General features: G+C 46.0%; 18 protein-coding genes and 2 pseudogenes. 9 read left to right on the top strand and 11 right to left on the bottom strand.

Features of this window, described 5'->3' with window-relative positions; translation table 11 throughout:
• The first annotated feature begins 65 nt into the window (after positions 1-65).
• A complete protein-coding gene (locus RID09_RS13345; protein WP_446336417.1) occupies positions 66-1,610 on the top strand; it encodes an ArnT family glycosyltransferase in 1,545 nt (514 codons plus the stop codon).
• On the opposite strand, the gene RID09_RS13340 is transcribed toward RID09_RS13345, so the two are convergent.
• From RID09_RS13340 to RID09_RS13330, 3 genes are all read right to left on the bottom strand, one after another.
• Complete coding sequence (locus tag RID09_RS13340; RefSeq protein ID WP_446336416.1) at positions 1,607-1,747, bottom strand: hypothetical protein; 141 nt, start codon at positions 1,745-1,747, stop codon at positions 1,607-1,609. The genes RID09_RS13345 and RID09_RS13340 overlap by 4 nt on opposite strands.
• A 109-nt stretch (positions 1,748-1,856) precedes the next feature.
• Complete coding sequence (locus RID09_RS13335; RefSeq protein WP_446336415.1) at positions 1,857-2,549, bottom strand: TIGR02391 family protein; 693 nt, start codon at positions 2,547-2,549, stop codon at positions 1,857-1,859.
• A 57-nt stretch (positions 2,550-2,606) separates the two neighbouring features.
• The gene (locus RID09_RS13330) at positions 2,607-3,296 is read right to left on the bottom strand and encodes a Uma2 family endonuclease (RefSeq protein ID WP_446336414.1); all 690 of its coding nucleotides are present in this window, start codon (positions 3,294-3,296) and stop codon (positions 2,607-2,609) included.
• Between the two features lie 203 nt (positions 3,297-3,499).
• On the opposite strand from RID09_RS13330, the gene RID09_RS13325 reads away from it, so the two are divergent.
• Both RID09_RS13325 and RID09_RS13320 read left to right on the top strand, forming a co-directional pair.
• Positions 3,500-4,132 carry a transaldolase family protein gene (locus RID09_RS13325; RefSeq protein ID WP_446336413.1) on the top strand — a complete coding sequence of 211 codons (633 nt, stop codon included), beginning with the start codon at positions 3,500-3,502 and terminating at the stop codon, positions 4,130-4,132.
• A 173-nt stretch (positions 4,133-4,305) separates the two neighbouring features.
• Positions 4,306-4,548 (top strand): annotated as a pseudogene (locus RID09_RS13320) (IS701 family transposase); the annotation flags it as partial.
• A gap of 385 nt (positions 4,549-4,933) precedes the next feature.
• Here the strand turns inward: RID09_RS13320 and RID09_RS13315 are convergent.
• The 3 genes from RID09_RS13315 to RID09_RS13305 form a co-directional block, all read right to left on the bottom strand.
• Positions 4,934-5,551, bottom strand: coding sequence for a YtxH domain-containing protein (locus RID09_RS13315; protein WP_446336412.1), 618 nt, complete (start codon positions 5,549-5,551; stop codon positions 4,934-4,936).
• A gap of 268 nt (positions 5,552-5,819) precedes the next feature.
• The gene (locus tag RID09_RS13310) at positions 5,820-6,707 is read right to left on the bottom strand and encodes a metal ABC transporter permease (protein ID WP_446336411.1); all 888 of its coding nucleotides are present in this window, start codon (positions 6,705-6,707) and stop codon (positions 5,820-5,822) included.
• Positions 6,708-6,786: 79 nt separating this feature from the next.
• Complete coding sequence (locus RID09_RS13305) at positions 6,787-7,506, bottom strand: metal ABC transporter ATP-binding protein (protein ID WP_446336410.1); 720 nt, start codon at positions 7,504-7,506, stop codon at positions 6,787-6,789.
• A gap of 272 nt (positions 7,507-7,778) precedes the next feature.
• Between RID09_RS13305 and RID09_RS13300 the strand changes: the two genes are divergently transcribed.
• Positions 7,779-8,861: a metal ABC transporter solute-binding protein, Zn/Mn family gene (locus RID09_RS13300; RefSeq protein WP_446336409.1), complete on the top strand. Its 1,083-nt coding sequence runs from the start codon at positions 7,779-7,781 to the stop codon at positions 8,859-8,861.
• On the opposite strand, the gene RID09_RS13295 is transcribed toward RID09_RS13300, so the two are convergent.
• Positions 8,858-10,087 carry an FAD-dependent oxidoreductase gene (locus RID09_RS13295; RefSeq protein WP_446336408.1) on the bottom strand — a complete coding sequence of 410 codons (1,230 nt, stop codon included), beginning with the start codon at positions 10,085-10,087 and terminating at the stop codon, positions 8,858-8,860. The genes RID09_RS13300 and RID09_RS13295 overlap by 4 nt on opposite strands.
• A 128-nt stretch (positions 10,088-10,215) precedes the next feature.
• Here RID09_RS13295 and RID09_RS13290 point away from each other — a divergent pair, with 128 nt between their 5' ends.
• The 3 genes and pseudogenes from RID09_RS13290 (at position 10,216) to RID09_RS13280 (ending at position 12,761) form a co-directional block, all read left to right on the top strand.
• Positions 10,216-11,910 (top strand): iron uptake porin, encoded by a 1,695-nt coding sequence (locus RID09_RS13290; RefSeq protein ID WP_446336407.1) that lies wholly within the window; start codon positions 10,216-10,218, stop codon positions 11,908-11,910.
• Positions 11,911-12,032: 122 nt separating this feature from the next.
• Positions 12,033-12,401: pseudogene (locus tag RID09_RS13285) on the top strand (CobW family GTP-binding protein); the annotation flags it as partial.
• A gap of 147 nt (positions 12,402-12,548) precedes the next feature.
• Entirely contained in the window at positions 12,549-12,761 is a 213-nt protein-coding gene (locus RID09_RS13280) for a DUF7219 family protein (RefSeq protein ID WP_446336406.1), read from the top strand.
• A gap of 195 nt (positions 12,762-12,956) precedes the next feature.
• Here RID09_RS13280 and RID09_RS13275 read toward each other — a convergent pair whose 3' ends face one another.
• Positions 12,957-14,069, bottom strand: coding sequence for a precorrin-8X methylmutase (locus tag RID09_RS13275; RefSeq protein ID WP_446336405.1), 1,113 nt, complete (start codon positions 14,067-14,069; stop codon positions 12,957-12,959).
• Between the two features lie 77 nt (positions 14,070-14,146).
• Between RID09_RS13275 and RID09_RS13270 the strand changes: the two genes are divergently transcribed.
• On the top strand, positions 14,147-16,054 hold the full coding sequence (locus RID09_RS13270) for a heavy metal translocating P-type ATPase (RefSeq protein ID WP_446336404.1): 1,908 nt from the start codon (positions 14,147-14,149) through the stop codon (positions 16,052-16,054).
• A 1,261-nt stretch (positions 16,055-17,315) separates the two neighbouring features.
• Here RID09_RS13270 and RID09_RS13265 read toward each other — a convergent pair.
• Positions 17,316-21,374, bottom strand: coding sequence for a PAS domain S-box protein (locus tag RID09_RS13265; RefSeq protein WP_446336403.1), 4,059 nt, complete (start codon positions 21,372-21,374; stop codon positions 17,316-17,318).
• 485 nt (positions 21,375-21,859) lie between these two features.
• Complete coding sequence (rsmH, locus tag RID09_RS13260) at positions 21,860-22,735, bottom strand: 16S rRNA (cytosine(1402)-N(4))-methyltransferase RsmH (protein WP_446336402.1); 876 nt, start codon at positions 22,733-22,735, stop codon at positions 21,860-21,862.
• Positions 22,736-22,989: 254 nt separating this feature from the next.
• On the opposite strand from rsmH, the gene RID09_RS13255 reads away from it, so the two are divergent.
• Positions 22,990-24,174, top strand: coding sequence for an NAD(P)H-quinone oxidoreductase subunit H (locus tag RID09_RS13255; RefSeq protein WP_446336401.1), 1,185 nt, complete (start codon positions 22,990-22,992; stop codon positions 24,172-24,174).
• Between the two features lie 177 nt (positions 24,175-24,351).
• Here RID09_RS13255 and RID09_RS13250 read toward each other — a convergent pair whose 3' ends face one another.
• Positions 24,352-24,771, bottom strand: a complete 420-nt coding sequence (locus RID09_RS13250) for a NirD/YgiW/YdeI family stress tolerance protein (protein ID WP_446336400.1) — start codon at positions 24,769-24,771, stop codon at positions 24,352-24,354.
• Between the last annotated feature and the right edge of the window lie 61 nt (positions 24,772-24,832).

Raw genomic sequence — 24,832 nt, 5'->3', positions numbered from 1 at the left:
AAGAAGGCGGTAGAGATTGAGTCGGTAATAGAGACAACTCACCTCTTCTGTCAAGAGATAAAGACTTGACAAAACGACGACTAAATTTCACTGACTACCATTGGCTAATCGGTTTTTCCTTAGCCGCCCTTTTCCTGGGAGGTATGTCTGTCGGGAATGTACCGCTACGAGATTGGGATGAGGGGACTCGCGCCCTAATTGCCAGAGAGATTTATCGTACAGGGAATTGGCTTCATCCGACGCTTGGGGGGGAACCCTATCTGCTCAAACCCCCGTTAATGGATTGGTTAATTGCTCTCTCGTATAAATTATGGGGGATTGGAGAATTAACCACCCGCCTACCGGGAGCGTTTTTATCCGCTTGTGGGGTTCCGCTACTCTATTTGTTGGGGCGAGAACTTTTTGCCCAACGTCTACCTGCTGTATTGGCGGCTAGCGTTTACTTGACGTTGTTACCTGTGGTGCGTCATGGGCGTCTGGCGATGCTGGATGGTACGGTGGTGTTGTTTTTTGTGCTATTGCTATTGTGCTTGCTTAAAGCGCGTCACGATAAGCGTTGGGCAATGGGGATTGGGATTAGCCTGGGATTGATTACGTTAACCAAAGGAATTTTGGTGATCCTCCTGGGTGCGATCGCGTTTGGGTTTCTCTTAGCTGATGGACAATTAGCACAGTTGAAACATCCCTATTTTTGGCTAGGGATTCTCTTGGGGAGTACGCCTGCGATCGCGTGGTATATTGCTCAGTGGCAGTATTATGGCGAAACCTTTTGGCAGGTGCATTTTCAGGCGCAGGGTTTGAACCGCATCTCGGAATCTGTGGAAGGAAACCAGGGTGCGCCTTGGTATTATTTGCTGGAATTACTCAAATACAGTTTTCCCTGGTTCCTATTTTGGTTTAGCGGATTGGCGCTAGCTTGGCATCATCGTCAAAGGAGTTGGGGCAAACTGGTACTGATTGGTACGATTGGCTATCTGGGGACGATTTCCCTAATGGGAACAAAGTTACCTTGGTACATTATGCCGTTGTACCCTTTTTTTGCTCTAGCTGTTGGCATGTTTTTAGCACAGTTATGGCAAAAAAGCAAGCATTATCCCCAAGTTTTAGTCTGGCTTTTGGGGTTGATGGCAGTTGCTGGGGTAGGGGGATGTGTTTATTTTATCCGGGCAGATCCGCAGCCTGTGTTAATTATGATGGGCGTGGTTGTGGCGTTAACAATGGGTTTAGCGGCTTGGCAGGTTTATCAGGATAATCGCCAATTTATCCCGATTTTATTGGGTGGAACTTACGTAACGTTGTTGTTGTTGATGATGTCTACATCGTGGGTTTGGGAATTAAATGAAGCCTTTGCAGTGAAACCAGTTGCCGAGTTGATTCAGGAACACACGCCCCCAGAAACTGTAGTTTATACGTCGTTTGGTTATCGGCGTCCTAGTTTAGATTTTTATAGTGATCGCCAAGTGATTCCGGCGGATACAACTAGGTTGAAACAGTTGGCGTCAACGTCGGCGTATTTACTGGTGGATGAGTCAACTTTGGCAGTATTACCGATTCGCGATCGCATCATTCTTGGTAGTAGCGAAGGCTTCACCCTAATTGCACCACCTTAAAGATGAATGGCACTGAAAATTTGCATTGTTGGAGCGCCGCAACCCTTGATATAGCGTAGGGTGGGCAATGCCCACCAGCATGGTAAGTCAGTACCATTCACCTTAATGATGTCTCTGTAGTTCAATTGGGTATCCATTGTGCGATCGCTAAATTTGGCGTTGATGTTGGATAGGGGATGTTGGGTTTCGGCGCGTCAACCCAACCTACGGCTATCTTGCGATCGCACTGCGATTTTTACCTACCAATTATCGCAAATCCTCTAACTTTTTCAGCAAAAGGTTTACAAAGACAATGAAAGCTCCTCCTTTTTCTGGAGTTGGATCGACAAAATGATGGGCAGAAGGATTACGAAAAGCACCAAAAATCCCTGCATAAAGATCTCGATATCCCTGCCTCTCAGCGTCAACTGAAAACTTAGATGCTAAAGTGCCATTTTTACGAAAAACCTCATTGACAAGGGGTACACCAACACAATTAGTATCTGATATACCACCAACATGTCTCAGGCGATTTTCTAACACGCGACAAGCATTATTTACAGCAGTGTCCCATGATGTATTGGGGTCAGCACTTCCAGCACCTAAAGTTGGTAAGCATCGCCGTTTTAAGTCCTCATCTAGATTTGTTATATCTGCTAATGGTGTTAGATGCTTAACAAAAGATGTATCTGGAGCATTGAAGTTTGTATCAACTGCCTCATAAGCTTTGCCAGTGAGGATACATCGCTGACCAGTGCATAGAAGTAAGCCTTCATTTTTAAGGGCTTCTTGATCGAGTTGGGTAATCTTTAACTCATTATCTCCAGATTCGTCTTCCAGCTTAATAATATTTCCACCTTGAGTCTTATATATAAAAAATTCTTTAGGGATATGTCCTTCAGGAAATTTTTGAACAAGCTGTTGTAAAATATCTTTTTGGCTATTCGTCAAGTTATACATTAATTTTGCCTTTACTATCTATTAACAAATACTATTGTAGTGAGTAAACTAATGTCCCTATTGCTCTGCCAATTGTTCTACAAACCTTGCATGTTCCCCCGAAGCTAAACCTTCCTGCAACACCGACAATACCCTCCCTATATTTCCAGCCAACAAATCATCGACGGCTAACCACAATCCCGGAAACACTCGACTCCGGATTACATTCCCTTCATCCACAGGCAAAGAAACATACTCACCCTGCTGCAAGTAAAACCAATCAAGCCTCCGTTCACACACTTGCCAAACAATATACTCTTGCACCCCATTGCGACGATACGCTCGTTTCTTGTCATGTAAGTCTATCGCCACACTACTAGCCGCAATCTCTGCTACCAATTCCGGCGCACCCTCAATATAATCATCTTCGCTAAGTCTCGCCTGTCCACCCGCATTTTCATCAATCAACAGTACAGCATCGGGTTGGGGTACGTTATCCAAATCTAACCGTACAGTTGGATTATCACCTAACTCAACTCCGGGCGTAAAAATTTTGTAAGTCCATAGCCAACCGATGAGATTCCCATGGGGTTCAGCGTGACTCCGAAACCGTAAAGCAGCAGGCAAGTAAACGACTCCTTCAATTAGTTCAGCTTTCTGGAGAGAATGCATCGCGTTATAACGACGCTCAAATTCATAACGATTTAAGCGATCGCCACTTTCAAGCCCTGGGAGTAAAGACTCTTGCTGGAAGCTCGTTTGAACCATAGATTGCTGTTGTCGCTAGTCTGTTGATGTCTCTATCCCTAGATCCTATCGGCTATTACTCTATATTCCCACAACTCGATAGGATTGATATGGCTACAACTCATGCTTGTTTATGGTATACGGTGACTTGACTCTGAAAAAAGCCAAGGTGGTGTGGATGGCGCAAGATGGATAATTAGAATGGGTGTAACGGAAAATTGATCATGATTTATTTGGATTCAGCATTAGTCAGTGAAGCGAAAACGGTAGAGAAATGGGGATGGCTCAAGGGAATCACTACGAATCCGACACTACTCGCCAAAAGTGATTTACCCCCAGAAACGACACTGAAACAACTCGCGGCAATTAGTCCAGGGGAACTGTATTATCAACTCATGGCAACCGATTTTCAAGGAATGGTAGCAGAAGGACGAACAGCATTTGAGATTATTGGGGAGAAAACGGTGCTGAAAGTTCCGGCTACAGCCATAGGATTTCAGGTTGTCGCCCATCTATCTCCAGAGATTCCCTGTTCAGTCACCGCCATTTATAGCGCCGCCCAAGCCGCCGTTGCAACAGAAGCCGGAGCCAAATATGCGATCGCCTACGTGAATCGCGCCACTCGTTTACTAGGGGATGGCTTGGCGTTGGTAAGAGAAATGGCAGCTATCCTCAAAGACAGTCCCACGGAAATTCTAGCCGCCAGTCTCAAATCACCAGCAGAAGCGGCGGGGGCTTTAATCGCTGGGGCGGATCATCTGACGCTACCGTTGGAGATGTTGAATGCGATGACAACTCACAATTTATCGGAGCAAACCATTAATGAATTTGCCCAAAAAGGGCGGGGACTGATGTAGCAGGGGTGCTGGGGAAGCTGAGGGAGCAGAGACGTTCCGATGAAACATCTTCAGGACTTACGCAGCTACGCTACATATAGCGTAGCTGCCTGGCAACATACTCCAGGGTGAGGTTTCGCGCGATCAAAATCTCCGTGCGTTCAGAAGTTCAGAGTCATCCGGATGCATGTTTGGTTTTTGATGATACAGTGCTAGACAAGAGGTTTTCATCAAAAATAGAACTTGTCCGCCGTCAATATAGCGGAAACTAACATCGAGTAATTCGAGGAATTGGGTTGATAAGCTGTATATACGTCAATCCAGAAACGGGACATTACTGGGTGATTGATTATCGAATTTACGCTCCAGATGAAGATGGGAAAAGTAAGCTAGACCATGTGGCAGATATGCTGAACAATGCAGTCGGCAAAAAAAAGAATTCACGGGACAACTCCCCAATCCTGGAGAAGCGCGAATCGCGCCTAAATCCCATTTTAAAGGGAACAGGGAACTCTTAAGAGTAAAGAATGTCCTCACCTGCCTTGGTACTGCTATAACTACGCACTGGCGTGAGGATGTCAAAATTTGATTGACTGGATTAACAAGACAAACACACTCTCTTGAGACGTTCCACCGGAACGTCTCTACAAGTCCTAACATGAATGTCACGCTCCTTAAGGCTGGTGGGCAATGCCCACCCTACGGTATATCAAAGGTTTTGGCGATCTCACAAGGCTTATTTGAGTGCCATTCGTCCTAACATCCTTGGCGGTTGCTATAAAGGGGGAAAAGAATTCTGTTATTCTTTTTCCCCTTTTTCCGTTAGGAGGGCTTATTGTACCGTTTTGTGTCCCGGACGGAGAATGTTGGCTTGTCGATTTCAGGTAATTCAGGTGTTTCTGGCTTAACGTCAATCGGTTTCACTTCTGTTTCTGCGACGTTCTTGTCCACAAAAGTGACAGGTTTTGCGCCGATTACCGTTGAAGTTGGTTCAACAATAATCTGTTCTTGTTCTTCGACTACCTCACCATCTTGATTTCTTGATGGCTTAGCCTTCTCGGCTTGATCTTGAACTTTATCGGCTGCACCAATTGCAGCACTTTTCGCTTTATCAGCTTGACTTTCAATAGCTGGCTTAGCTTGTTCAGCCGCATCTTGCACTTTATTGGCTGCCTGTTCAGCAGCACTTTTGAGTTTATCAGGTGCATCCTCAGGAGTGGCTTTAGCGGTCAAACCACCAGCTACGGCGCCTGTGACAGCACCCACGACGGCACCTCGTTTGCCAGCAACTTGACCACCCAATACAGCACCAATGGCTGCACCAACTACCCCAGCGCCGACTACACCCTTACCTTCATCGTTAGAAGATTCATCGGGTTGATTGGCAGTGGGTTCAAGAGGTTGATTATCTTTATCCAAAAATTGCTTATTACTATCCATGTAGAGTTGTCCTCCTTTACTGATATTGATTGAATGTTCCCTTAAGAGATTTAAGGCTCTTTTCTATCTTTTATCACCTTAACAATCAACCGTTATCGCTGACGCCAAGCTAAAGGAGGATATTACGGCACGTTGAGTCAGTCGATAGATATATTTCTAGTTTGACCAAGCTTGAGCTAATTTTTCAATTTATTCAAAAACTTGCTCTAACAGAAACTGAGTAAGAGGATCTCATTTTTAACTTCAGTTAGTGGTCAAAAAAAGGGAATCAGCGTCTCCAGAGTTTTATGGGTTGCAGAATTTTATAAATCCAACGGAAGGTTCCGGGTTCAGTTAAAATTCCCTGAGTGGGACTGAATAGAAATGCCAGAATAAAGAAACTAAAGACAACCAGGACAATCGCCGAACCCGATGGTAAATCTAGGTAATAGCTTAAATACATGCCGCTGACACCCGCCATTACACCGATTATTGCCCCCAATCCCATCATCTGATGCAATTCTTTGACCAAAAGATAGGCAGTAATGGCAGGACCGACGAGGAGGGAGATAACCAGAAGCACTCCAACGGTTTGCATACTGGCGACAATTGTCAAGGTAATGGCACAAATGAAGCCGAAATACATAGTGGTAACGGGTAAACCACTGGCTTGAGCGCCGAGGGGATCAAATGTGTAGAAAAGGAGTTCTTTGTAAAAAAGTTTGGTCAACAGTAAAATGACGACTGTAATCATTAGCGTGTGCCAGACATCGCTGGTTCTGACGCCTAAAATATCGCCAAAGAGAATAGAACTGAGGTCGAATTGATTGGTTTCTAAGAGGGAAATCAAGATAACTCCCAAGCCCAAAAAACTGGTTAACGTTAACGCCATTGCCGCATCCACCTTGACTCGCGATCGCTGATGAATGCCAGCCACCACTAAAGCGCTCAATGTCCCGGCTATAAACGCCCCCAGAGACAGAAATTGCTCCCCCACAAAAAAGGCAATGGATAGTCCAGGTAAAACAGCATGGGCGATCACATGACCAATCATGACCATCTGTTGCACAATCAAATAACTACCCACAACCGCACCTAAAATTCCCAGCAGCACCGCAATGGCTATAGCTTCACGCATATATCCCCACTGGAGAGGTTCAATTAACCCATGCCACATCACATCCACCTCACTTATTCTTGGTTTCCTGTTTGCTATTAATATCCCATTAAAACTCGTTATTAAATCGGGATCAACATTATGCAACAATAAGACTCATAATTTTTCCATAGGCTTTTTTGATATTTTCAGTTGTCAATACTTCTGACCTTGAACCCACAGCAATTAATTCTTTATTTAACAGCAATATTTGGTCATACTGCTCCAATGTTTCTCCCAAGTCATGAGTAATAACTAATAAAATTTTATCTTGAAGTTTTAATTCTTGAAAAATCTCAAAAAGAATCTCTTCAGTCTTTTGATCAATACCAGCAAACGGCTCATCAAAAAAAAACAACTCCGCCTGTTGCGCCAGCGCCCTTGCCAAAAATACTCGTTGTTGTTGTCCACCAGAGAGTTCGCCAATTTGACGATGGCGATACTCAAATAAGCCCACCCGTTCTAATGCATCCTGAACAATCTCCTGGGATTGACGAGACGGCTCTCTAAACCAACCCGTGTGGATAGTGCGCCCCATCATCACGACATTCCATACTGTAACCGGATAATTCCAATCAATTTGGGTGCGCTGTGGTACATAGGCGAGCCGTTTTCGTTGGCTTTTCAGGGGTTTGGCGTGAAATGTTGCCACTCCTCTGGTGAGGGGAATGAGTCCCAGAATTGCCTTAATAATCGTACTTTTCCCAGCACCGTTAGGACCCAACAGCACCGTTAACTGTCCGGGTTGGATAGAAAAAGAAACACCGGAGATTGCCCAGGTATTTCGGTAGTTGACCGCCAAATCATGAACTTCGAGCATTATGACCTGTCTGTGAGAATGACTACCATTAACAAGTTCTGCTTTTAGCTTATCGGATAATGATTCCCGTGATTTCACACCAAGCGCCTTGGGTAGGGATAGGGAAGCAGGGGGAGCAGGTGTGTAGGGGCTCTCGCATTCGCGCCCAGATCTATCGGTTTTCTACTCAAATTCCAACGCGAATGCTTCGCCCAATCCTAGGGGGTGGAGGTGATCCAAGCGTATTAGAATGATTATCATTATAATTGTCTCTCGGTTTCAGGAGCTTGACTATGCTAAAGTATGTATTCAGCCAAACCTTGAACGGCTGGAATAGTAAGGTGTTGGCATTAGCGATCGCACTGACAGGGTGTGTTCAAAGTAACCAGACGACGGTTTCGCCAACGCCAACAGTTGAAGGGACGGTATTAGGTGATAAACCCAGTGTGGTAGCGTCTCATCGCGTTCTTTGCGATTTAACCAAAGAAATTGCCCAGGACACCATTCAACTCAATTGTTTATTAGACCCGAACCAAGATCCTCATACCTACCGAGCAACCCCATCCCACCGCAAAGCCGTTGAAACCGCACAACTGATCCTTTATGGTGGCTATGATGCGGAAGCCGGTGTTGAGGGATTAATTGAAGCCAGCAATACATCCGCCCCTATCGTTGCTGTCTTTGAGGAAGCTGTCCCCAATCCCCTGGAGGGAGAAGCACATCACCATGATCACGGGGAAAAGGAACAAGGTGAACACTCTGATCATGAAGAAAACCATGCCGCAGATAAGGGGGAAAAAGTTCCTGACCCCCATGTTTGGCATGATGTGCAAAACGGTATGGCGATGGTTGATGTTATTCGCAACCAACTGACACAGATTAATCCAGATCAGGCTGACCTTTATGCAGAAAATGCCCAGCAGTTAACCAGCCAACTCGACCAGTTAGATACCTGGGTAAACGCGCAAGTGGCAACAATTCCCCCAGGAAAACGCACAATTGTCACCACTCATGACGCCTTGGCTTATTATGTCAACGCTTATGGATTTGAAGCGGCTGAATCCTTGCAAGGACTCAGTACCGAAGAAACACCGTCAGCCGCACGGGTAAAGGAATTGGTGGAAACCATTGAACAAGCCAAGGTTCCCACGATTTTTGTGGAAACGACAACCAATTCCACCGCGATTGAGACTGTTGCGAGGGAAGCAGATGTCAAGGTTTCTGAACAAAAATTGATTGTTGGTAGTCTAGGTGACCAAAATAGTGACACAGGAACCTATATAGGAATGATCACCCATAATACCTGCGCGATCGCGAAAGGTTTGGGCGGAACCTGTACTCCTTTCAAAATGATGACAGGTGATAATCAGCCTTAAGAGGAAGGGTAAAGCGTCGGTTTGGTTAAGGCAGGCACGATGCGATCGCTCGCCATTTTACCACCGTACAGGTTCCGTGCCACGGGTCCTATCTGTAGTGCGGCTAAACCTCCCATCACAAATAACTCACAACCAGACCAACGCAGATGCTCATCTAAAACAGGCATACCCTTGACAATAGGTACAGGATATGCGTCAACAACATCCTTAAGTAACGGGTCAACGGTGGCATCAAAGCCAGTTCCAGTGGCATACCAAATGCGTTGACATTCATACCCTTGACCATCATCACAGTCAACCTGCCACTGGTTATCCTGCCACCGTACCTCAACCACCTGACATTCTGGATAAAACCTCAGCTTACCTTGCCGCTCCAGGCGGCGTAACTGAAACATCATCTTTGGCGTCATTGATCCCCCATTTCGCGCCCCCTGAATCATCTCCCACCGCTTCCGCCAATCCGGTTCAGCCCAAAAGCCCTTGAGATACTTGGGTCCCAACCAACCCGGTTCAGCATCAAACCATTTTTCCTGAAGCCGACGCCGTGACATTAACATCACCTTCGCTCCCCGTGCTGCTGCACCCACGGCTAAATGTCCACTCGTCAACCCACCCCCAATAATTAACACCTGCTCACCGGCTATCTGCACGTTCCCTAAATCGACGCTTTGAGCATGGCATAGTCTGTCGTTTGGATAAGCCGATGCAATTTTATCTACCCAATCGGGTACAATCCTCCGCCCCGCACCCGTAGCCAGAACCACCCGACGAGCGATTACTGATTGCCCATTGGACAACTCTAGACGAAATCGAGGACGTCCTAAAACAGTGGTTGGTTTAAGGCTACTCACAGAAGCCCTAACCAACTTATCCGGCAAATCCCACTGATGGATAACATCCTGACAAAACTCCTGAAATAGCTGCGTTCCGGGAAGATCATAGGGCGGAAAAAATTCCGACTCCCGGTTTTCGGCAAAAGAGCGCAGCGCATAGGGGTTGGGGTGGGGATGGTGAACCGCAGGGGATCTCAGATGAGGGATTTCTAGGGCGGCAAATTGATGGAACCACCGATTCATCCATCTGCCACTAGCGTCAAACACCCAAAACCTATCCCCCATTGTCTTACGTTTTTGTAGCAGGTGAGTGACTAAGGTTAGAGCCTGAGGACCTGCGCCAATAACGGCAATGTCAATGTTCGCGGGTAAGGATGCCGAATGGTAAGTCATGGAAAATCAGACCCTGGATTTACAATAACGATAATCGTTCTTATGATAATGATTATCATAATTTTGACACCGAGTCACCGATAGGTACTCGGTTTGACCTTGAACTGAATAGGGTGTGAGGAGTTACTATGGCAAAAACATGGTGGAATACTTTAGTCGTTAATCCAGTGGTGTTGGGTGGTACTTGGGCAGTCTGTGTAACCCCAAATGCTTTGGCACAGATTGAGGGGTACAACCCCATCAGTCAGGCGAACACTCTTGAGCAAGTCACCAGTGTCTCTCAGTTACGAGATGTCTCCCCTGGTGATTGGGCTTATGAAGCCCTACGCAGTCTGGTGGAACGCTATGGCTGTATCGCTGGCTATCCCGATGGCACCTATCGCGGGAATCGAGCCCTAACCCGATTTGAGTTTGCTGCCGGTTTGAATGCGTGCTTGCAGCAAATTGAGCGTTTACTCCCTAATGGCGAACTGGAGGGGAGTGATTTGCCAACCTTACGACGGTTGGTGCAAGAATTTGAGGCGGAATTGGCGACTCTGGGAGCGCGAGTAGATAATTTGGAAGGTCGAGTCGCCTTTTTAGAAGATAATCAGTTTTCCACAACGACCAAACTGCGTGGAGAAGTCAGCTTTGCACTGAGTAGCGTTTTTGGGGATGAAAAGGCAGATGGTAGTGGTGAAGACTTGGAAGATGAAGTAGTTTTCGACAACCGAGTGCGTCTATTTTTAGAGACGAGTTTTACAGGGGAGGACTTGTTACTAACTCGCTTGGATGCACTGAATACGGTTCCTTTTGGTCCGGGTGAAGGAGATAATCCTAATATTACCGGAACCAGCATGACCCGTCTCGCTTTTGATGAAGGCAATAATAATGATGTAGCTATTGGCAAGCTATTTTATCGCTTCTCTCTGGGAGAAATGGCAGCGTCACATAATGAGGAAGAAGAGGAAGAGGAACATGGACATGGACATGGACATGGTGCTGTCAAGGGTGCAAAACTCTCCTTTATTATTGATGCCGTTGGTGGTGAGTTTAACGAGAACTTTGCCAACTATAACGAGTTTTTCTCGGAAGAACTTACGGGGGCAATTTCTCGTTTTGGGCGTTTCAATCCGATTTATTATCAGGGACTCGAAGGCACGGGTGCTAGTTTGACCTATAACTTAAATTCAGCGCTTAATTTATCCTTGGGTTATCTGGCTCCCAATGCTAATGATCCGAGTCAGAAAAACGGTTTGTTTAATGGTAGCTATGCTGCCATCGCCCAACTGGGGATTGAACCGAGCGAAGGTTTGCGTTTGGGTCTGACTTATGTGCGTTCCTATTATCCTGGGGGACAGGTGGTGGTTTCTGGGGAAACGGGCAGTGAATTGGCAAATGTGCCATTTGGGGAAGATACTGCAACGTCAGCGGATCAGTTTGGGCTTTCTGCCAGTTTGCGCCTCAGTCGCGCTTTTACGCTTTCGGGTTGGGGCGGTTTGACCCTGGCTCATGCTCAAGATAATGGTTTCAACAATGGTGTCTTGGTGGATGAGGGCGATGACGCCACTATTTTTAACTGGGCAATTACCCTAGCATTGCCTGATTTTGGTTCAGAGGGGAGTCTGCTGGGGTTTGTTGTCGGACAGCCGCCGAAGGTGACGGATAATGATGGCGGTTTTGAGGATGATGATACGTCTTGGCATCTGGAAGCTCAGTATCGTTATCAACTCACGGATAATATCGCGATTAATCCAGGGGTGTTCGTGATTCTTAACCCAGAACACTATGATAACAATGACACGATCTGGGTGGGGACGCTTCGCACTATCTTTGAATTCTAGAGACGTGCCATGAGAGACGTAGCATGCTACGTCTCTACATTCATTAAGGATTGGGTGAAAGGTATTGTCGTCTAGGGGAAAAATGTTTAGTACATGAGAATGATAATCATTTTAAGTAGCGTATGGTAACAGTTCAAGCCTCCAGTACCATTCCGGTTACTGTTCTCACCGGCTATCTCGGCGCTGGGAAAACCACCCTACTCAACCACATCCTTACTTATGAACATGGCAAGAAAGTCGCCGTCATCGTCAACGAGTTTGGAGAAGTTGGTATTGATAACCAATTAGTGATTGATACCGATGAAGAAATCTTTGAGATGAACAACGGGTGCATTTGCTGTACCGTCCGAGGGGATTTGATGCGGATTATCGGGAATCTAATCAAGCGGCGTAACAAGTTTGACCATCTGGTGATAGAAACCACGGGACTGGCTGACCCCGCCCCCGTGATTCAAACCTTTTTTATTGATGAAGATATGCGGCAACAACTGCTAACGGTTTGTCTTTCAAGGGGTACACATGTTGTTTGATGGTCGAGGCGATCGCGCCACGATCAGGTTCACTTGACAGCTCAGGTAAAAATGGGGTTAACTTATATTTAATTAGGAATTAATTGCAATAGTCGGGGAGCGGTAGCCATGAAGCAATCCAAACACAACTTTCTGTATCCCCATGCCCGTTATCGCGGAGCCGTTAAGCCGGAGCATCTGGTGCTGAATGCCAATCTGCAAGAGTTTGCCCAGCGAGTTAGCTATATTTGCAACCTGCAAACGGCGGGTAAACTGTCTCCTGATCAGGCGTTCGAGCAGATCGAGTCTCTTTGGCATCAGTTGCAACAATGTCAAACCTAGTTGAGTACAAACGAGCTGGAGAATCTTCAAGTGCATGGTTTGTAGGGGCGGGTTTTACAACTATCGTTTCTTTTTGACTCAGATGTAACTAAACCCGCCCTGCCCCAATCTTTCACCTAACCAATTCCCTAAAGTCCCAATTTGTCCCGACATTCTTTTGGTGCAGTAATTCGATCACGGCTGAGTGCTAACCCTTTACTGCTTCTGCAAATAACAATGGCAATTGGGCTTTTCAATCAAAGATTCAACTAAACTATTCAAAGCGACGGCGGCTAATAATCCACCGCCAGTCGTCCCCAGAGTCGTAATATACTCCACACCCGAACCCATTAATCGGCGTTTAGCGGCTGGGGCGTGGCTGAAGCCAATCGGCATTCCTACAATTAAGGAGACTTGCAGTTGTCCTTGTTCGATTCGTTTCAAGGCGGATATCAATACTGATGGGGCATAGCCGATCACTAAGATACAACCAGGCGTGAGGTGTTGCAATCGTTCCTGCCATTTCCCTTGTTGGTAAAACCTGTGTTCGGCTTCATCAGCGCTGTGGATGTGGGGTTCATCAAGTAGAATCTTGACAGTAAGCCCTAAATGTGCAATCCGCGTCTGATCAAGAGCCGCGACAACTGGAGAAACATCAGCAACAATTTCACAGTGAGTCTTGAGGGCATTTCTAGCTGAAGCGATCGCCCCTCGACTCAAACGCACAAAATCGACTAAACTGACATCACCACTAGCGAGTACCAGTTTGGTTAGTAAATCTCGTTCGATTTCATTCTTTTGGGATAAATCGGGTAAAAGTCGCTGCAAGGATTCGCTAAAGTCTTCGGGATGAGCGTCACAAGCGGCATCCAAACTGTGCCAAAATTGTGCTAATTCTTCTAATCCAACCGTCGATTCTACTTCTAATCGTCGCAGTTGCACCAGTGCTTCAGCTTGAATCTTTCGACAACAACCATCGCGTCCTAAAAATCCTTCCAAAGCCGATGCTGTTTGGCGCAAACGAGCCAATTGTTGCATCACCGAGCGATATTGCTGTTGCAGTTGAGCGGTTAATCGGTCAACCTTTATGTCTCCAGAATTAGGTGCCAATAACTGACGAATATGATCTAATTGAAACCCCTGAGATTTTAACGCCACAATCCGCCGCAAATGCTGCACATCTGCATCCGTATAGAGACGATAGTTAGCCGCAGAACGTTTCGCGTCTGGTAACAACCCCACTTTGTGATAATGCCTGACCATTCTCGGAGTTAAACCATTACCAACCGCTGCGGTGAGTTGTTTGATGGTTAGGTATTGGTTTGTCATTTTGCTAGTTTAGCACTTGACCTTGACATTAATGTCAAGGTTTAGGATGAGGCAGTCGGAAACTCATCAATCATGACATGAAAAAAATCATCGCAGAACATCCGGATACTTGGGCGGCGGTAGCCTGTGCTGTCTTAGTATGTTTGGGTTGGCTTTTTCTCCAACTTGGCTGGTTAGGAGTAGCGTTATTGATCCTCCCAGCCGCCTATGTAATTGGAGGTTACGAGAGTGCGAAAGAGGGACTAACGACTCTGTTTGTCGAAAAGGAACTCGATGTTGATTTATTGATGATCATAGCCGCATTGGGGGCGGCATTTTTAGGCGTTTGGCAGCGGGACTATTTCCTGATTGTTGATGGCGCGGTATTAATTCTTATCTTTGCCATCAGTGGTGCATTAGAAGATTACGCCATGAAACGAACCAGCCGTGCGATTAGCGGCTTGATGGGATTGACACCCGATACAGCACGGGTTATCCTCCAGGGTCAAAACTGTCAGATTCCGATTCAAGACTTAAAAATCGATGACAAAATTTTAGTGAAGCCCGGAGAATTAATCCCCACCGACGCCTTGATTATTGAAGGTGCAAGTAGTCTCAATGAAGCCTCTATCACTGGAGAGTCGCTACCCAGAGAAAAAACCGTAGGAGATGAAGTTTTTGCTGGCACAATTAATGGGGCTGGGGCGTTAATTCTGCGAGTGCATCAACCCCCTGAAAGCAGTTTGATTCAACGGGTTATTCGTTTGGTCAAGCAAGCTCAAACGGAAGCGCCGCCATCTCAACTATTCATTGAACGCTTAGAACGCGGTTATGCGAAAGTGATTGTAGTTTGTGGTATCCTGCTGGCGATTCTCCCCCCTTTTGTTTTTAATTGGGATTGGGAAACGACAATTTATCAGGCTTTGGTTTTTTTAGTCGTCGCGTCTCCCTGTGCATTAATGGCGGCAATTATGCCGACGCTGCTATCAGGAATGACGAATGGGGCGCGACAGGGTATTTTATTTAAAAGTGGCGCTCAGTTAGAGGTAATCGGCAAAATACGAGCGATTGCCTTTGACAAAACGGGAACCCTGACGACTGGAGAACCAAAAGTTATCCAAATTATCAGTGTTGACCGAAACGATGAAGATAAGGTTTTGTTAAAAGCGGCGGCTGTGGAAGCCTATTCCGAACACCCTATTGCCAAGGCAATTGTGCAAGCCGCTATGGATAAATCCTGGACGTTAGCGTTGGCTACGAATGTATTGTCTCACACAGGTTTTGGGATCAGTGGTGATGTTGACGGGGAAGGGATAAAAGTTGGTACAGCTAAATTTATTCAATCCGAAATTGCTCACTTCCCCACAACTCTAATCGCAGAAAGCGAACGCCTCAAACAAGACGGTAAAACCATCGTTTGGGTGGCGGTGGCGGGTAAACTATTGGGAATTATCGCGGTTGCTGATACAGTACGTCCGGCGGCTGCAACTGTGATAAAAGAGTTGAAAAAACTGGGCATCGAACAGGTTATTATGCTGAGTGGTGATAGCCAAAGCACGGCAGGTTACATCGCCCATCAGCTAGGAATTGATCATGTTTATGCCGAACTTTTACCAGAAGATAAAGTTAAGGTGATCCAAAGGTTGAAAAAATACCATGAAACCGTAGCTATGGTTGGTGATGGTATTAATGACGCCCCAGCTTTGGCAACTGCATCTGTGGGAATTGCCATGGGAACTGCTGGGAGTGATGTGGCTTTGGAAACCGCCGATGTTGTATTAATGGCAGATCGTTTAGAAAAGTTAACGGCTGCGATTCGTTTAGGTCGTCGTGTGACTCAGGTTGTTACCCAAAATATTGGGTTTGCTTTGTGTAGTATTGGTTTGTTATTAGTGGCTAATTTTACGATTGGCATTAGTCTTCCCCTCGGTGTTATTGGACATGAAGGTTCTACCATATTGGTGATTTTGAGTGGTTTACGGTTGCTCAGAAATAATACCAACTGAAGTTTAGACTACGATGCGCGACAGAGGGGGTTTCACCACAATAAGGGGAGTGTGAGGGGTGAGATGGATGTCCTCGACAAAGAACACCTTTTTATCAATGGATAATTAATAATTGATAATTGATAATTGATTAATTGGGTCTAAGACCTCTTCGTTTACGAATAAATTAAAAAAGATTTTCCTTAATTTCAATCCTCTTCTTTTAAGGAGAGGTCATTATCCATTGTCAATTTGTGAAGGTTTTCGTCTCACGGCTAACCTCCCCCTTGGACGCATGTATTTTGTTAAACTTATGATAAAAATCATTACTAAGTATTGACAAAAACACAGATGACACAGATTCCAGTTGAAAACTTCCCGGTAGATAGAAAATAAAGCCTTTGGCAAAAATAATCGGGAGTTGAGGTATTGACAAGTTCAGTAGTTCTATGGGAGACTTACTTCATAATGGGAAAATGTGCCTGCCTATAGGGTCGCTTTTTCGTCCAATGGAAAAGAAATCCCCGATTAATCCCTAGTTAGCGCTTATCCCTTCCTTCACGCCCAAAATAGTCCTAAATAGAAGCTAAATATCCCCATCAGTTAAATAAGTCCACACCCGCTAAAGAAGTAGAAGCGATCGCGTATTAGTTACCAAATGCAGATAACCTCCAATGCAGGGGACTTCCAGTTGAAAACGTCTCACTCAGATAGAAAATAAAGCCTTTGGCAAAAATAATCGGGAGTTGAGGTATTGACAAGTTCAGTGGTTCTATGGGAGACTTACTTCATAATGGGAAAATGTGCCTGCCTATAGGGTCGCTTTTTCGTCCAATGGAACAGAAATCCTCACTTAATCCCTAGTTAGTGCTTATCCCTTCCTTCACCCCGAAAATAGTTTCAAAGAGAAGCTAAATATCCCCATCAGTTAAATAAGTCCACACCCGCTAAAGAAGTAGAAGCGATCGCGTATTAGTACCAAATGCAGATAACCTCCAATGCAGGGGACTTCCAGTTGAAAACGTCTCACTCAGATAGAAAATAAAGCCTTTGGCAAAAATAATCGAGAGTTGAGGTATTGACAAGTTCGCTGGTTCTATGGGAGACTTACTTCATAATGGGAAAATGTGCCTGCCTATAGGGTCGCTTTTTCGTCCAATGGAACAGAAATCCTCACTTAATCTCCGGTTGGTTATTATTCCTTCCCTAACCCCGAAAATGCGATACATCCTTTGAGGAGATCGGGGAATGGAGTCAATAGCCATCCCCATCTCTTGATCCTTTACCACTGGGGTAAATTAATCATTAACTGTTCTGCGGCTTGCCGATTTAATGGTTTAGAGAAAAAGTATCCCTGACCATATTCACATCGCCGCCCTCTCAGTTGGGCTAACTGCATATTTGTTTCTATCCCTTCAGCCACAACATCCATGCCTAAATTGTGAGCTAAGGTCACAATCGCTTGCACAATCTCCCCGTTTTCTCCCGCATCCCCCATGCGACTGACAAAGGAACGGTCAATTTTCAAGGCATCAATGGGAAACTGATGTAAGCGACTTAACGAAGAATAGCCGGTGCCAAAATCATCAATGTACAACTGAATATTCAATGCCTTAAGTCGCTCCAGTAAAGCAGCAGCAGAGTCTGAATGTTCCATAATGCCGCTTTCAGTAATTTCCAACTTGAGAGTGCTGGGATTGACCTCTGTCTCTTGAATAATTTGGGCAATTTGCTCAATTAAATTCGTTTGAGAAAACTGTTTCCCCGACAAATTAACGCTCATGGTTAACGGGGGATAGTGGGGAAACTGTCGTTGCCATTGGCGTAGCTGATAGCAGGATGTTCGCAACACCCACTGACCAATGGGAATAATTAAACCCGTTTCCTCGGCTAAGGGAATAAACTCCCCTGGTGAAATCATTCCCTGTTCTGGATGCTGCCAACGCACCAATGCTTCAAACCCAGTAATCTTACCTGTAGCCAGGGAAATAATCGGTTGGTAATAAACCTCAAGTTCTTGACGTTCAATTGCCCATCGCAGTTCGGTTTCCAAGCGTAACTGGGCAAGGGCGCGACCAGACATGGCGGTATCAAACATGACATAACAAGCGGTTCCCTGAAGCTTTGCCCGATGCATGGCGGTATCGGCATCTCGTAGTAAGTCTTCCGCTCGGTTATACCCCATACCACTCAGGGCAATCCCGATACTGGCGGTGGCAAACACCTCATACCCATCTAAATTAAATGAGGATGCCAACGTTTGGTGAATCGATTTTGCTATATCAGTAGCTGCCCCCGTATTGGCGATATCATCGAGTAGAATCGTAAATTCGTCCCCCCCTAACCGGGCTAACGTATCACTAGGACGTAAGCACCCTTCTAGTCGGTGGGCGATCGCAGTCAGTAGTCGATCACCGACCAGATGCCCTAAACTATCATTGATGACCTTGAAACGGTCTAAATCCAAGACAATCACCGCACATAAATAATCCCAGCGTTGCCTTGCCCGTCGCAAAGCATACTCCAGCCTATCCATGAATAATGCCCGATTCGGTAATCCGGTCAATACATCGTGGAAAGCATCGTGGAGTAACTGTTCCTCCATGCGTTTGCGATCGCTAATATCGACCACCTGACTAATGTAGTGCAGGGGTTGACTTTGAGAGTCTCTGACCAACACAACTTTCAAAATGGCATTGACAATCCTGCCATATTTTGATACATAACGACGTTCAGTTTGCAGATGGGAGAGTTCCCCCCGCAACAACGATTGGTGTTGGGTAAAGTCGAGTGTCCGTTCAGTCGGGTGGCTAATTTCCGTAAACGTGAGGGCAAGCAGTTCCTGAGCCGTATAACCCAAAGCTTCACACAATGCCTGATTAACCTTGAGGAATTTACCATCAAGGGATGTCATTGCCATGCCAATGGGAGCCAGTTCAAAGGTAAGGCGAAATTGCTCCTCACTCTTGAGTAAAGCCGCCTCTGCCTGCTTGCGTTTAGTAATATCGGTAGCAATTCCATCCATACGAATGGCAGTACCCCTTTGGTCATAAATCAGGCGGGCGCGATCGCGCAGCCAACGCACTTCGCCATCCGGTCGTACAACCCTATATTCTAGATCTTTACTCCCCTTATGCATCATCGTTTGAGATGCCATCTCTACCCGTTGGCGATCATCAGGATGAACAACGAACTGCCAGAGACTCGGATGAGCGACAAAGTCGGATACAGGGCGACCATAAACCCGTTCTGTCGCCGGATTCAGGTAAATGAACTGTTGATTCTCCAGGGAAGCCGACCAAACCACATCGTCTAGGGAACTGAGAATACTCTCCAGCTTTTCCTCACTCTGTCGTAGGGCTTCCTCTGCCTGTTTCCGTTGAGTAATATCGCTTTGAATCCCGACAAAATGGGTTAAATAACCGTCCCCATCAAAGACGGGCGAAACATAGAGTTCATTCCAGAAGAGGCTGCCATCTTTGCGATAGTTCTGTAAAATGACATGGCATTCTCGTTGCTCTTGAATCGCTGTCGCCAACTGAGTCACCCCGATTTGATTATAATCAGGTTCTTGCCAGAAACGGCAGTTGCGTCCAATCACCTCCGGTGCGGTATAACCGGTCATCGACTCGAAGGCGGGGTTGACGTAAATAACCGGGCTATCCGGTTGATTGGGGTCAGTAATAATCACCCCATTATTACTTGCCGCGATCGCTCGCTGCATCAGATACAGATTCGCCTCTGACTGCTTATGTCCAATCGCCAAGGCTAAAACATTGGCAATCGCCTGGAGAAAGTTAATGTCATCTTCACTAAAGCGGCGCTTGCTGGTAGTATGTGTCCCTAAAACCCCAAATGGTTGCTCTTGACCCGGAATTACCACACTCACACCACTGACAACGCGATGATTGTAGAGTAAAGGAGGTCCACTAAAGCGAGTTTCAACCCGTAGATCTTCGACCACGACAGGTTCTTGAGAGACCAGAGTATAACCGGCTTGGGAATTCCTGTGGGCACCGACTAAGGCATACCCAACCAATCCCGGCGACCAACCCACACCCGCTTTGAGTAAAAACACATTACCATTGGGCAGCAGTTCTAAGATTTTACAATACTCAACCTCTAAGGTTTGAGCAATTGTACTCACCGCTTCGTTCATCAGGGTATTCAAATCAAGTCCCGAAAGCGCCCGTTGGCTCAATTTGGCGACGGCTGCTTGTTGACGCGCTCGTACTCTCAGTTCTCGGTCTGGCTGTTCTTTCGGGGTCTGATCTCGAATAACCAGTTGGGTTGCCCCTTGACCTTGATAAATGGCAGGTAAACGGGCAATCTCAACATCAATAATCTGACCGTCTAACTGCACGAGTTGTTCATCCACTTGAGAGATAAAATCTGACCAAGGTTTACCGATAACTTGGTTTTGACTAACGCCTCCCAATAGTTTGACACCTGCAGGATTGATGTAAACCAGTTTTCCCTGACTGTCGAGGGCAATGGCATTAGGAGACTGTTCGACCAAAGTCCGATAGCAGGCTTCACTATCGATGATAGCGGCTTTTGTTTGCTGGAATTGGGTAATTTGCTGATAGGTATCGCTGATATCATTGAATATACTCAGAATCGCTTTTTCTTGATTTAAGGTCAAAACCTGCATCGATACAGTTACCCACAAAGGTGTATCATTGATTTTATGAATACGAACTTGAGTATTCTGTACAGAGCCATTTTTTGCTAACGTTGCTAACAGGGTTTGCCAGTCAGTAGGGTTTTCATAAAAATCTGGCATTGAGCAACTGAGAAACTCTGAGGTGGCGACACCAAACATTAAGCTGGCGTGGGAATTGCAGTAAACAATTTTGCCATCGGAAATTCGTGCGATCGCGACAGGTACAGGAAGGGCTTGCACGATCGCCCGAAACTGTTCTTGGCTCTGTTGCAGTTCGCCTTGAGTTTGTAGACACTTAGCTATCTCTTGCTTCAGTTCATTCGACTGGGCGATCGTACTGACTTGATCGTACAGTTTACAGGTATGGTCGTCATTCCAGTTATTGTATTGATGAGAAACAACCTCTAGCTTCTTGAGTTTGGCAACAAAAGGTAACCATTGGCACAAGCCGATAAACAGCAGTCCAAATCCAACCAGGTAGACTAGCGTCACTGGAATGAGTGTATCGATTGGATTTGGGTTTATTGTGGTCAAACCAATAGTACGGTTGACTAAATCCATGAACCCATCCAGACAAATTAAGGCATAGCCCGCCAGCATATAGAACCAGCCCGGTTGCCGTTCAATCTGTGATTTTGAACCGATCCACCACAAATAACCAAAAATAGGCATCATTAGGGACACCCTGAGGCTCCCAATTACAATTTCCCTCATAATTCATTTAGGGCAAGCGTGAGTCATCAACAAAAGGAACAGTCTATTTTGGAAGATCCAAAAGTTTGCCAAATGTTTTCTTAAAAACGAAATAACACCAAACATCCACCTGAAGCCGGATAAGGGTAGCACTCCCTGTTGTAAGATTAAGTTTGGTCTGATGCATCTGCCCTGATATTTCTTCGCCAGAGTGGCATGTTCAGCAATTTTTCCGCAACATCTGCTTATGGACACCAACTTGGGGATAAAAAGGAACAGTTGATTGGTGACGACAATTACGTCGCCATCTGTTTGTATCTTAGAACACTAACCCAGTCTTAGGAGTTGACAAATTAGCCATCATCTGCATCGACGAAAAAGTTAGTATTCTATTGTTAGTTTTCCTGATCCAACACCAGCGAAAGAGGATGACTCGACTGACTCTAGCCCTGTAGTCTATTATCCCTTCAAAGACGCTCAGCCAATCTCAACTTGGCAGAACGAGCGCGGGGATTTTCATCCCGTTCCGTGGATTGTGGAGTTATAGGTTTTTTGGTAAGCACCCGCAAAATTGGAGAATCCCGCAAGTGGTGTTTAACCAGACGGTCTTCCAAGCTGTGAAAACTAATAATACCAATTCTGGCTCCTGGCTTTAACCAAGTTGGCGCACAATTGAGAAATTTTTCGAGAGCGGATAATTCTTGGTTAACGGCAATGCGGAGAGCTTGAAATGTGCGAGTGGCGGGATGAATTCTACCATAGCGGTATTTTTTGGGAACGACCCGCGCGATCGCATCGGCTAATTGGGTGGTTGTCTCAAAAGGACGGCGTTCTACAATTGCCCGAGCAATCCGCCGGGATAAGCGTTCTTCACCATACTCATAAATAATCTTTGCCAGTTGGGTTTCATCCCAATGATTGACCACCTGTGCGGCTGTTAGTGACTGGCTCTGATCCATCCGCATATCTAGATTAGCCGGATGGCGAAAACTAAAGCCGCGCGAGGGAACATCCAGTTGAGCTGAACTGACGCCTAAATCGGCAATAATGCCATCAAATAAAGAGTCCGGCGGTTGATAGTAAGCAAAATTCCCCTGCCAAAATTGTATGCGATCGCGATAGGGCGCTAACTTCGCTTCAGCCGCCGCGATCGCGATCGCATCTTGATCTATGGCTGTGACACGGACATCAGGAGCAGCTAATAGGATTAATTCGCTGTGTCCACCCCCACCCACTGTCGCGTCTAAATAATGCCCACCCGGACGAATCGTCAATTCGGCAATTAACTCCTGACTTAACACCGAGCGATGAAAAAACTGCTCCGTTTGCGCCTCAGACTCCATCTGACATTCTCCCCCACTAAATCAAAGATTGCCGAAAAACCTGTGGTTTGGACTGTAGGGGCGACCTGCTTGGTCTAATCAACAACACCACTCCACTCAATTTAATCGGGTCGCCCTCTACTTAATTGGCTATCACTAAACGCGCTATCTGGGGCATAATACTATCGTACCCTGACCCCGGAACCTAACCTGAATGTCTATGGTAAATAAATAGGCGTCATCGCTAAAAGTTGGGTAAACCAAATACATTACTTATGGCACAACTCGAAACCAGAACTGACCCAATGGTTCTCAACTTGGGTCCTCACCATCCCTCCATGCACGGCGTTCTCCGCTTAATCGTCACCTTAGACGGGGAGGATGTAATCGATTGCGAACCGGTTCTCGGTTACCTGCATCGCGGCATGGAGAAAATAGCTGAGAACCGCACGAATATTATGTATGTCCCCTATGTGAGTCGGTGGGACTATGCAGCGGGCATGTTTAACGAAGCGATTACAGTCAATGCCCCAGAAAAATTGGCGGATGTTCCAGTACCCAAACGCGCCAGCTATATCCGCGTGATTATGCTGGAGTTGAATCGAATCGCCAATCACCTGCTTTGGTTAGGACCATTTCTCGCGGATGTCGGGGCGCAAACTCCTTTCTTCTACATCTTTCGGGAAAGGGAATTGATTTACGACTTGTGGGAAGCCGCAAGCGGACAACGACTGGTTAATAATAACTACTTCCGCATTGGTGGAGTAGCGGTTGATCTTCCTTATGGGTGGGTTGACAAATGTGAAGACTTTTGCGACTATTTTGACCCCAAAGTCGATGAATACGAACGCTTAATTACCAACAACCCAATTTTCCGCCGTCGCGTCGAAGGCGTGGGTACGATTACCCGTGAAGAAGCGATAAACTGGGGACTTTCTGGTCCAATGTTGCGGGGTTCTGGCGTGAAGTGGGACTTGCGAAAAGTTGACCACTATGAATGTTACGACGACTTTGATTGGGAAGTCCACTGGGAAACTGCAGGGGATTGTCTTGCTCGGTATTTAATTCGGATTCGGGAAATGCGGGAATCCCTGAAAATTATTCGTCAGGCATTAAAAGGATTACCAGGCGGTCCCTACGAAAATCTGGAAGCCAAACGCATGGCTGAAGGAAAGAAATCTCAGTGGAATGATTTTGATTACCAGTATATTGGCAAGAAAATCGCTCCAACCTTTAAGATTCCTCAGGGTGAACACTATGTTCGCCTCGAAAGTGGTAAAGGAGAACTGGGAATTTTCATTATTGGGGATGATAATGTCTTCCCGTGGCGTTGGAAGATTCGTCCACCAGATTTCAACAACTTGCAAATTCTGCCCCATATTTTGCGGGGAGTCAAGGTGGCAGATATTATGGCAATTCTCGGTAGTATTGACGTGATCATGGGTTCAGTAGACCGCTGATTGATCAACAGATATTGAGAGAAAGTGGTACGCCAAACAACGTACCACTTTTTTATTGTCTGTCCAATTGTTTATACCAAATTCGCTTCAATAAACCCCTTGATCACTGGCGTACTTTTGCCTCTTGCCTTTTGCCTTTTCTCGACCAAAAAGGGGGTAATTAACCCGGATTTGATATTAGTCATCGAAAATGTAGATGGCTTCTCCACCAGAGGGTGTAATGCTATAGGCTTCAAAATCGTTGTCGTCATCGTATGTACCTGCAACGGTTACCCGATCGCCCGGGTTGAGGTTCGCCTGACGGATGGGGCGCGATTCTGCCTCGACTAAAATTTGCCCTGTACCATCATTGAGAATGAAATCGTCCCCCTGTATTCGCACGACTTCTCCAGATAGAATAATGCTATTCGCCCTCTGCAAATCGGCAATCGTAGTTTGAGCGATCGCATCATCCCTCTGTACTCCCATGACTTCTCCCGTTAGGGTAACGGTATTTGCACCCTGCAAATAGGCAAGTCCAGTTTGCGCGATCGCCAGGAGCGGAAAAGTCACAACAGAGGCAAACACCAGGGTGGGTAGTAATTTAAACTTCATCATTGATCTCCAGACTAGAGAGAGTTGTTGTCCTGATCTCTAGAATGCAAGGAAAAAGTAACAT

This window comes from Coleofasciculus sp. G1-WW12-02 (assembly GCF_040219735.1).
Classification (GTDB): Bacteria; Cyanobacteriota; Cyanobacteriia; order Cyanobacteriales; family Coleofasciculaceae; genus Coleofasciculus.
Note: the sequence above shows the minus strand (reverse complement) of the source record. Positions and strands in the feature narration are given on the sequence as shown.

What these genes read in the sequence shown, in the direction of transcription:
- RID09_RS13340 (WP_446336416.1), bottom strand. Translation starts at nt 1,747, where the DNA reads ATGGATACCCAATTGAACTACAGAGACATCATTAAGGTGAATGGTACT.
- RID09_RS13335 (WP_446336415.1), bottom strand. Translation starts at nt 2,549, where the DNA reads ATGTATAACTTGACGAATAGCCAAAAAGATATTTTACAACAGCTTGTT.
- RID09_RS13330 (WP_446336414.1), bottom strand. Translation starts at nt 3,296, where the DNA reads ATGGTTCAAACGAGCTTCCAGCAAGAGTCTTTACTCCCAGGGCTTGAA.
- RID09_RS13325 (WP_446336413.1), top strand. Translation starts at nt 3,500, where the DNA reads ATGATTTATTTGGATTCAGCATTAGTCAGTGAAGCGAAAACGGTAGAG.
- RID09_RS13315 (WP_446336412.1), bottom strand. Translation starts at nt 5,551, where the DNA reads ATGGATAGTAATAAGCAATTTTTGGATAAAGATAATCAACCTCTTGAA.
- RID09_RS13310 (WP_446336411.1), bottom strand. Translation starts at nt 6,707, where the DNA reads ATGTGGCATGGGTTAATTGAACCTCTCCAGTGGGGATATATGCGTGAA.
- RID09_RS13305 (WP_446336410.1), bottom strand. Translation starts at nt 7,506, where the DNA reads ATGCTCGAAGTTCATGATTTGGCGGTCAACTACCGAAATACCTGGGCA.
- RID09_RS13300 (WP_446336409.1), top strand. Translation starts at nt 7,779, where the DNA reads ATGCTAAAGTATGTATTCAGCCAAACCTTGAACGGCTGGAATAGTAAG.
- RID09_RS13295 (WP_446336408.1), bottom strand. Translation starts at nt 10,087, where the DNA reads ATGACTTACCATTCGGCATCCTTACCCGCGAACATTGACATTGCCGTT.
- RID09_RS13290 (WP_446336407.1), top strand. Translation starts at nt 10,216, where the DNA reads ATGGCAAAAACATGGTGGAATACTTTAGTCGTTAATCCAGTGGTGTTG.
- RID09_RS13280 (WP_446336406.1), top strand. Translation starts at nt 12,549, where the DNA reads ATGAAGCAATCCAAACACAACTTTCTGTATCCCCATGCCCGTTATCGC.
- RID09_RS13275 (WP_446336405.1), bottom strand. Translation starts at nt 14,069, where the DNA reads ATGACAAACCAATACCTAACCATCAAACAACTCACCGCAGCGGTTGGT.
- RID09_RS13270 (WP_446336404.1), top strand. Translation starts at nt 14,147, where the DNA reads ATGAAAAAAATCATCGCAGAACATCCGGATACTTGGGCGGCGGTAGCC.
- RID09_RS13265 (WP_446336403.1), bottom strand. Translation starts at nt 21,374, where the DNA reads ATGATGCCTATTTTTGGTTATTTGTGGTGGATCGGTTCAAAATCACAG.
- rsmH (WP_446336402.1), bottom strand. Translation starts at nt 22,735, where the DNA reads ATGGAGTCTGAGGCGCAAACGGAGCAGTTTTTTCATCGCTCGGTGTTA.
- RID09_RS13255 (WP_446336401.1), top strand. Translation starts at nt 22,990, where the DNA reads ATGGCACAACTCGAAACCAGAACTGACCCAATGGTTCTCAACTTGGGT.
- RID09_RS13250 (WP_446336400.1), bottom strand. Translation starts at nt 24,771, where the DNA reads ATGATGAAGTTTAAATTACTACCCACCCTGGTGTTTGCCTCTGTTGTG.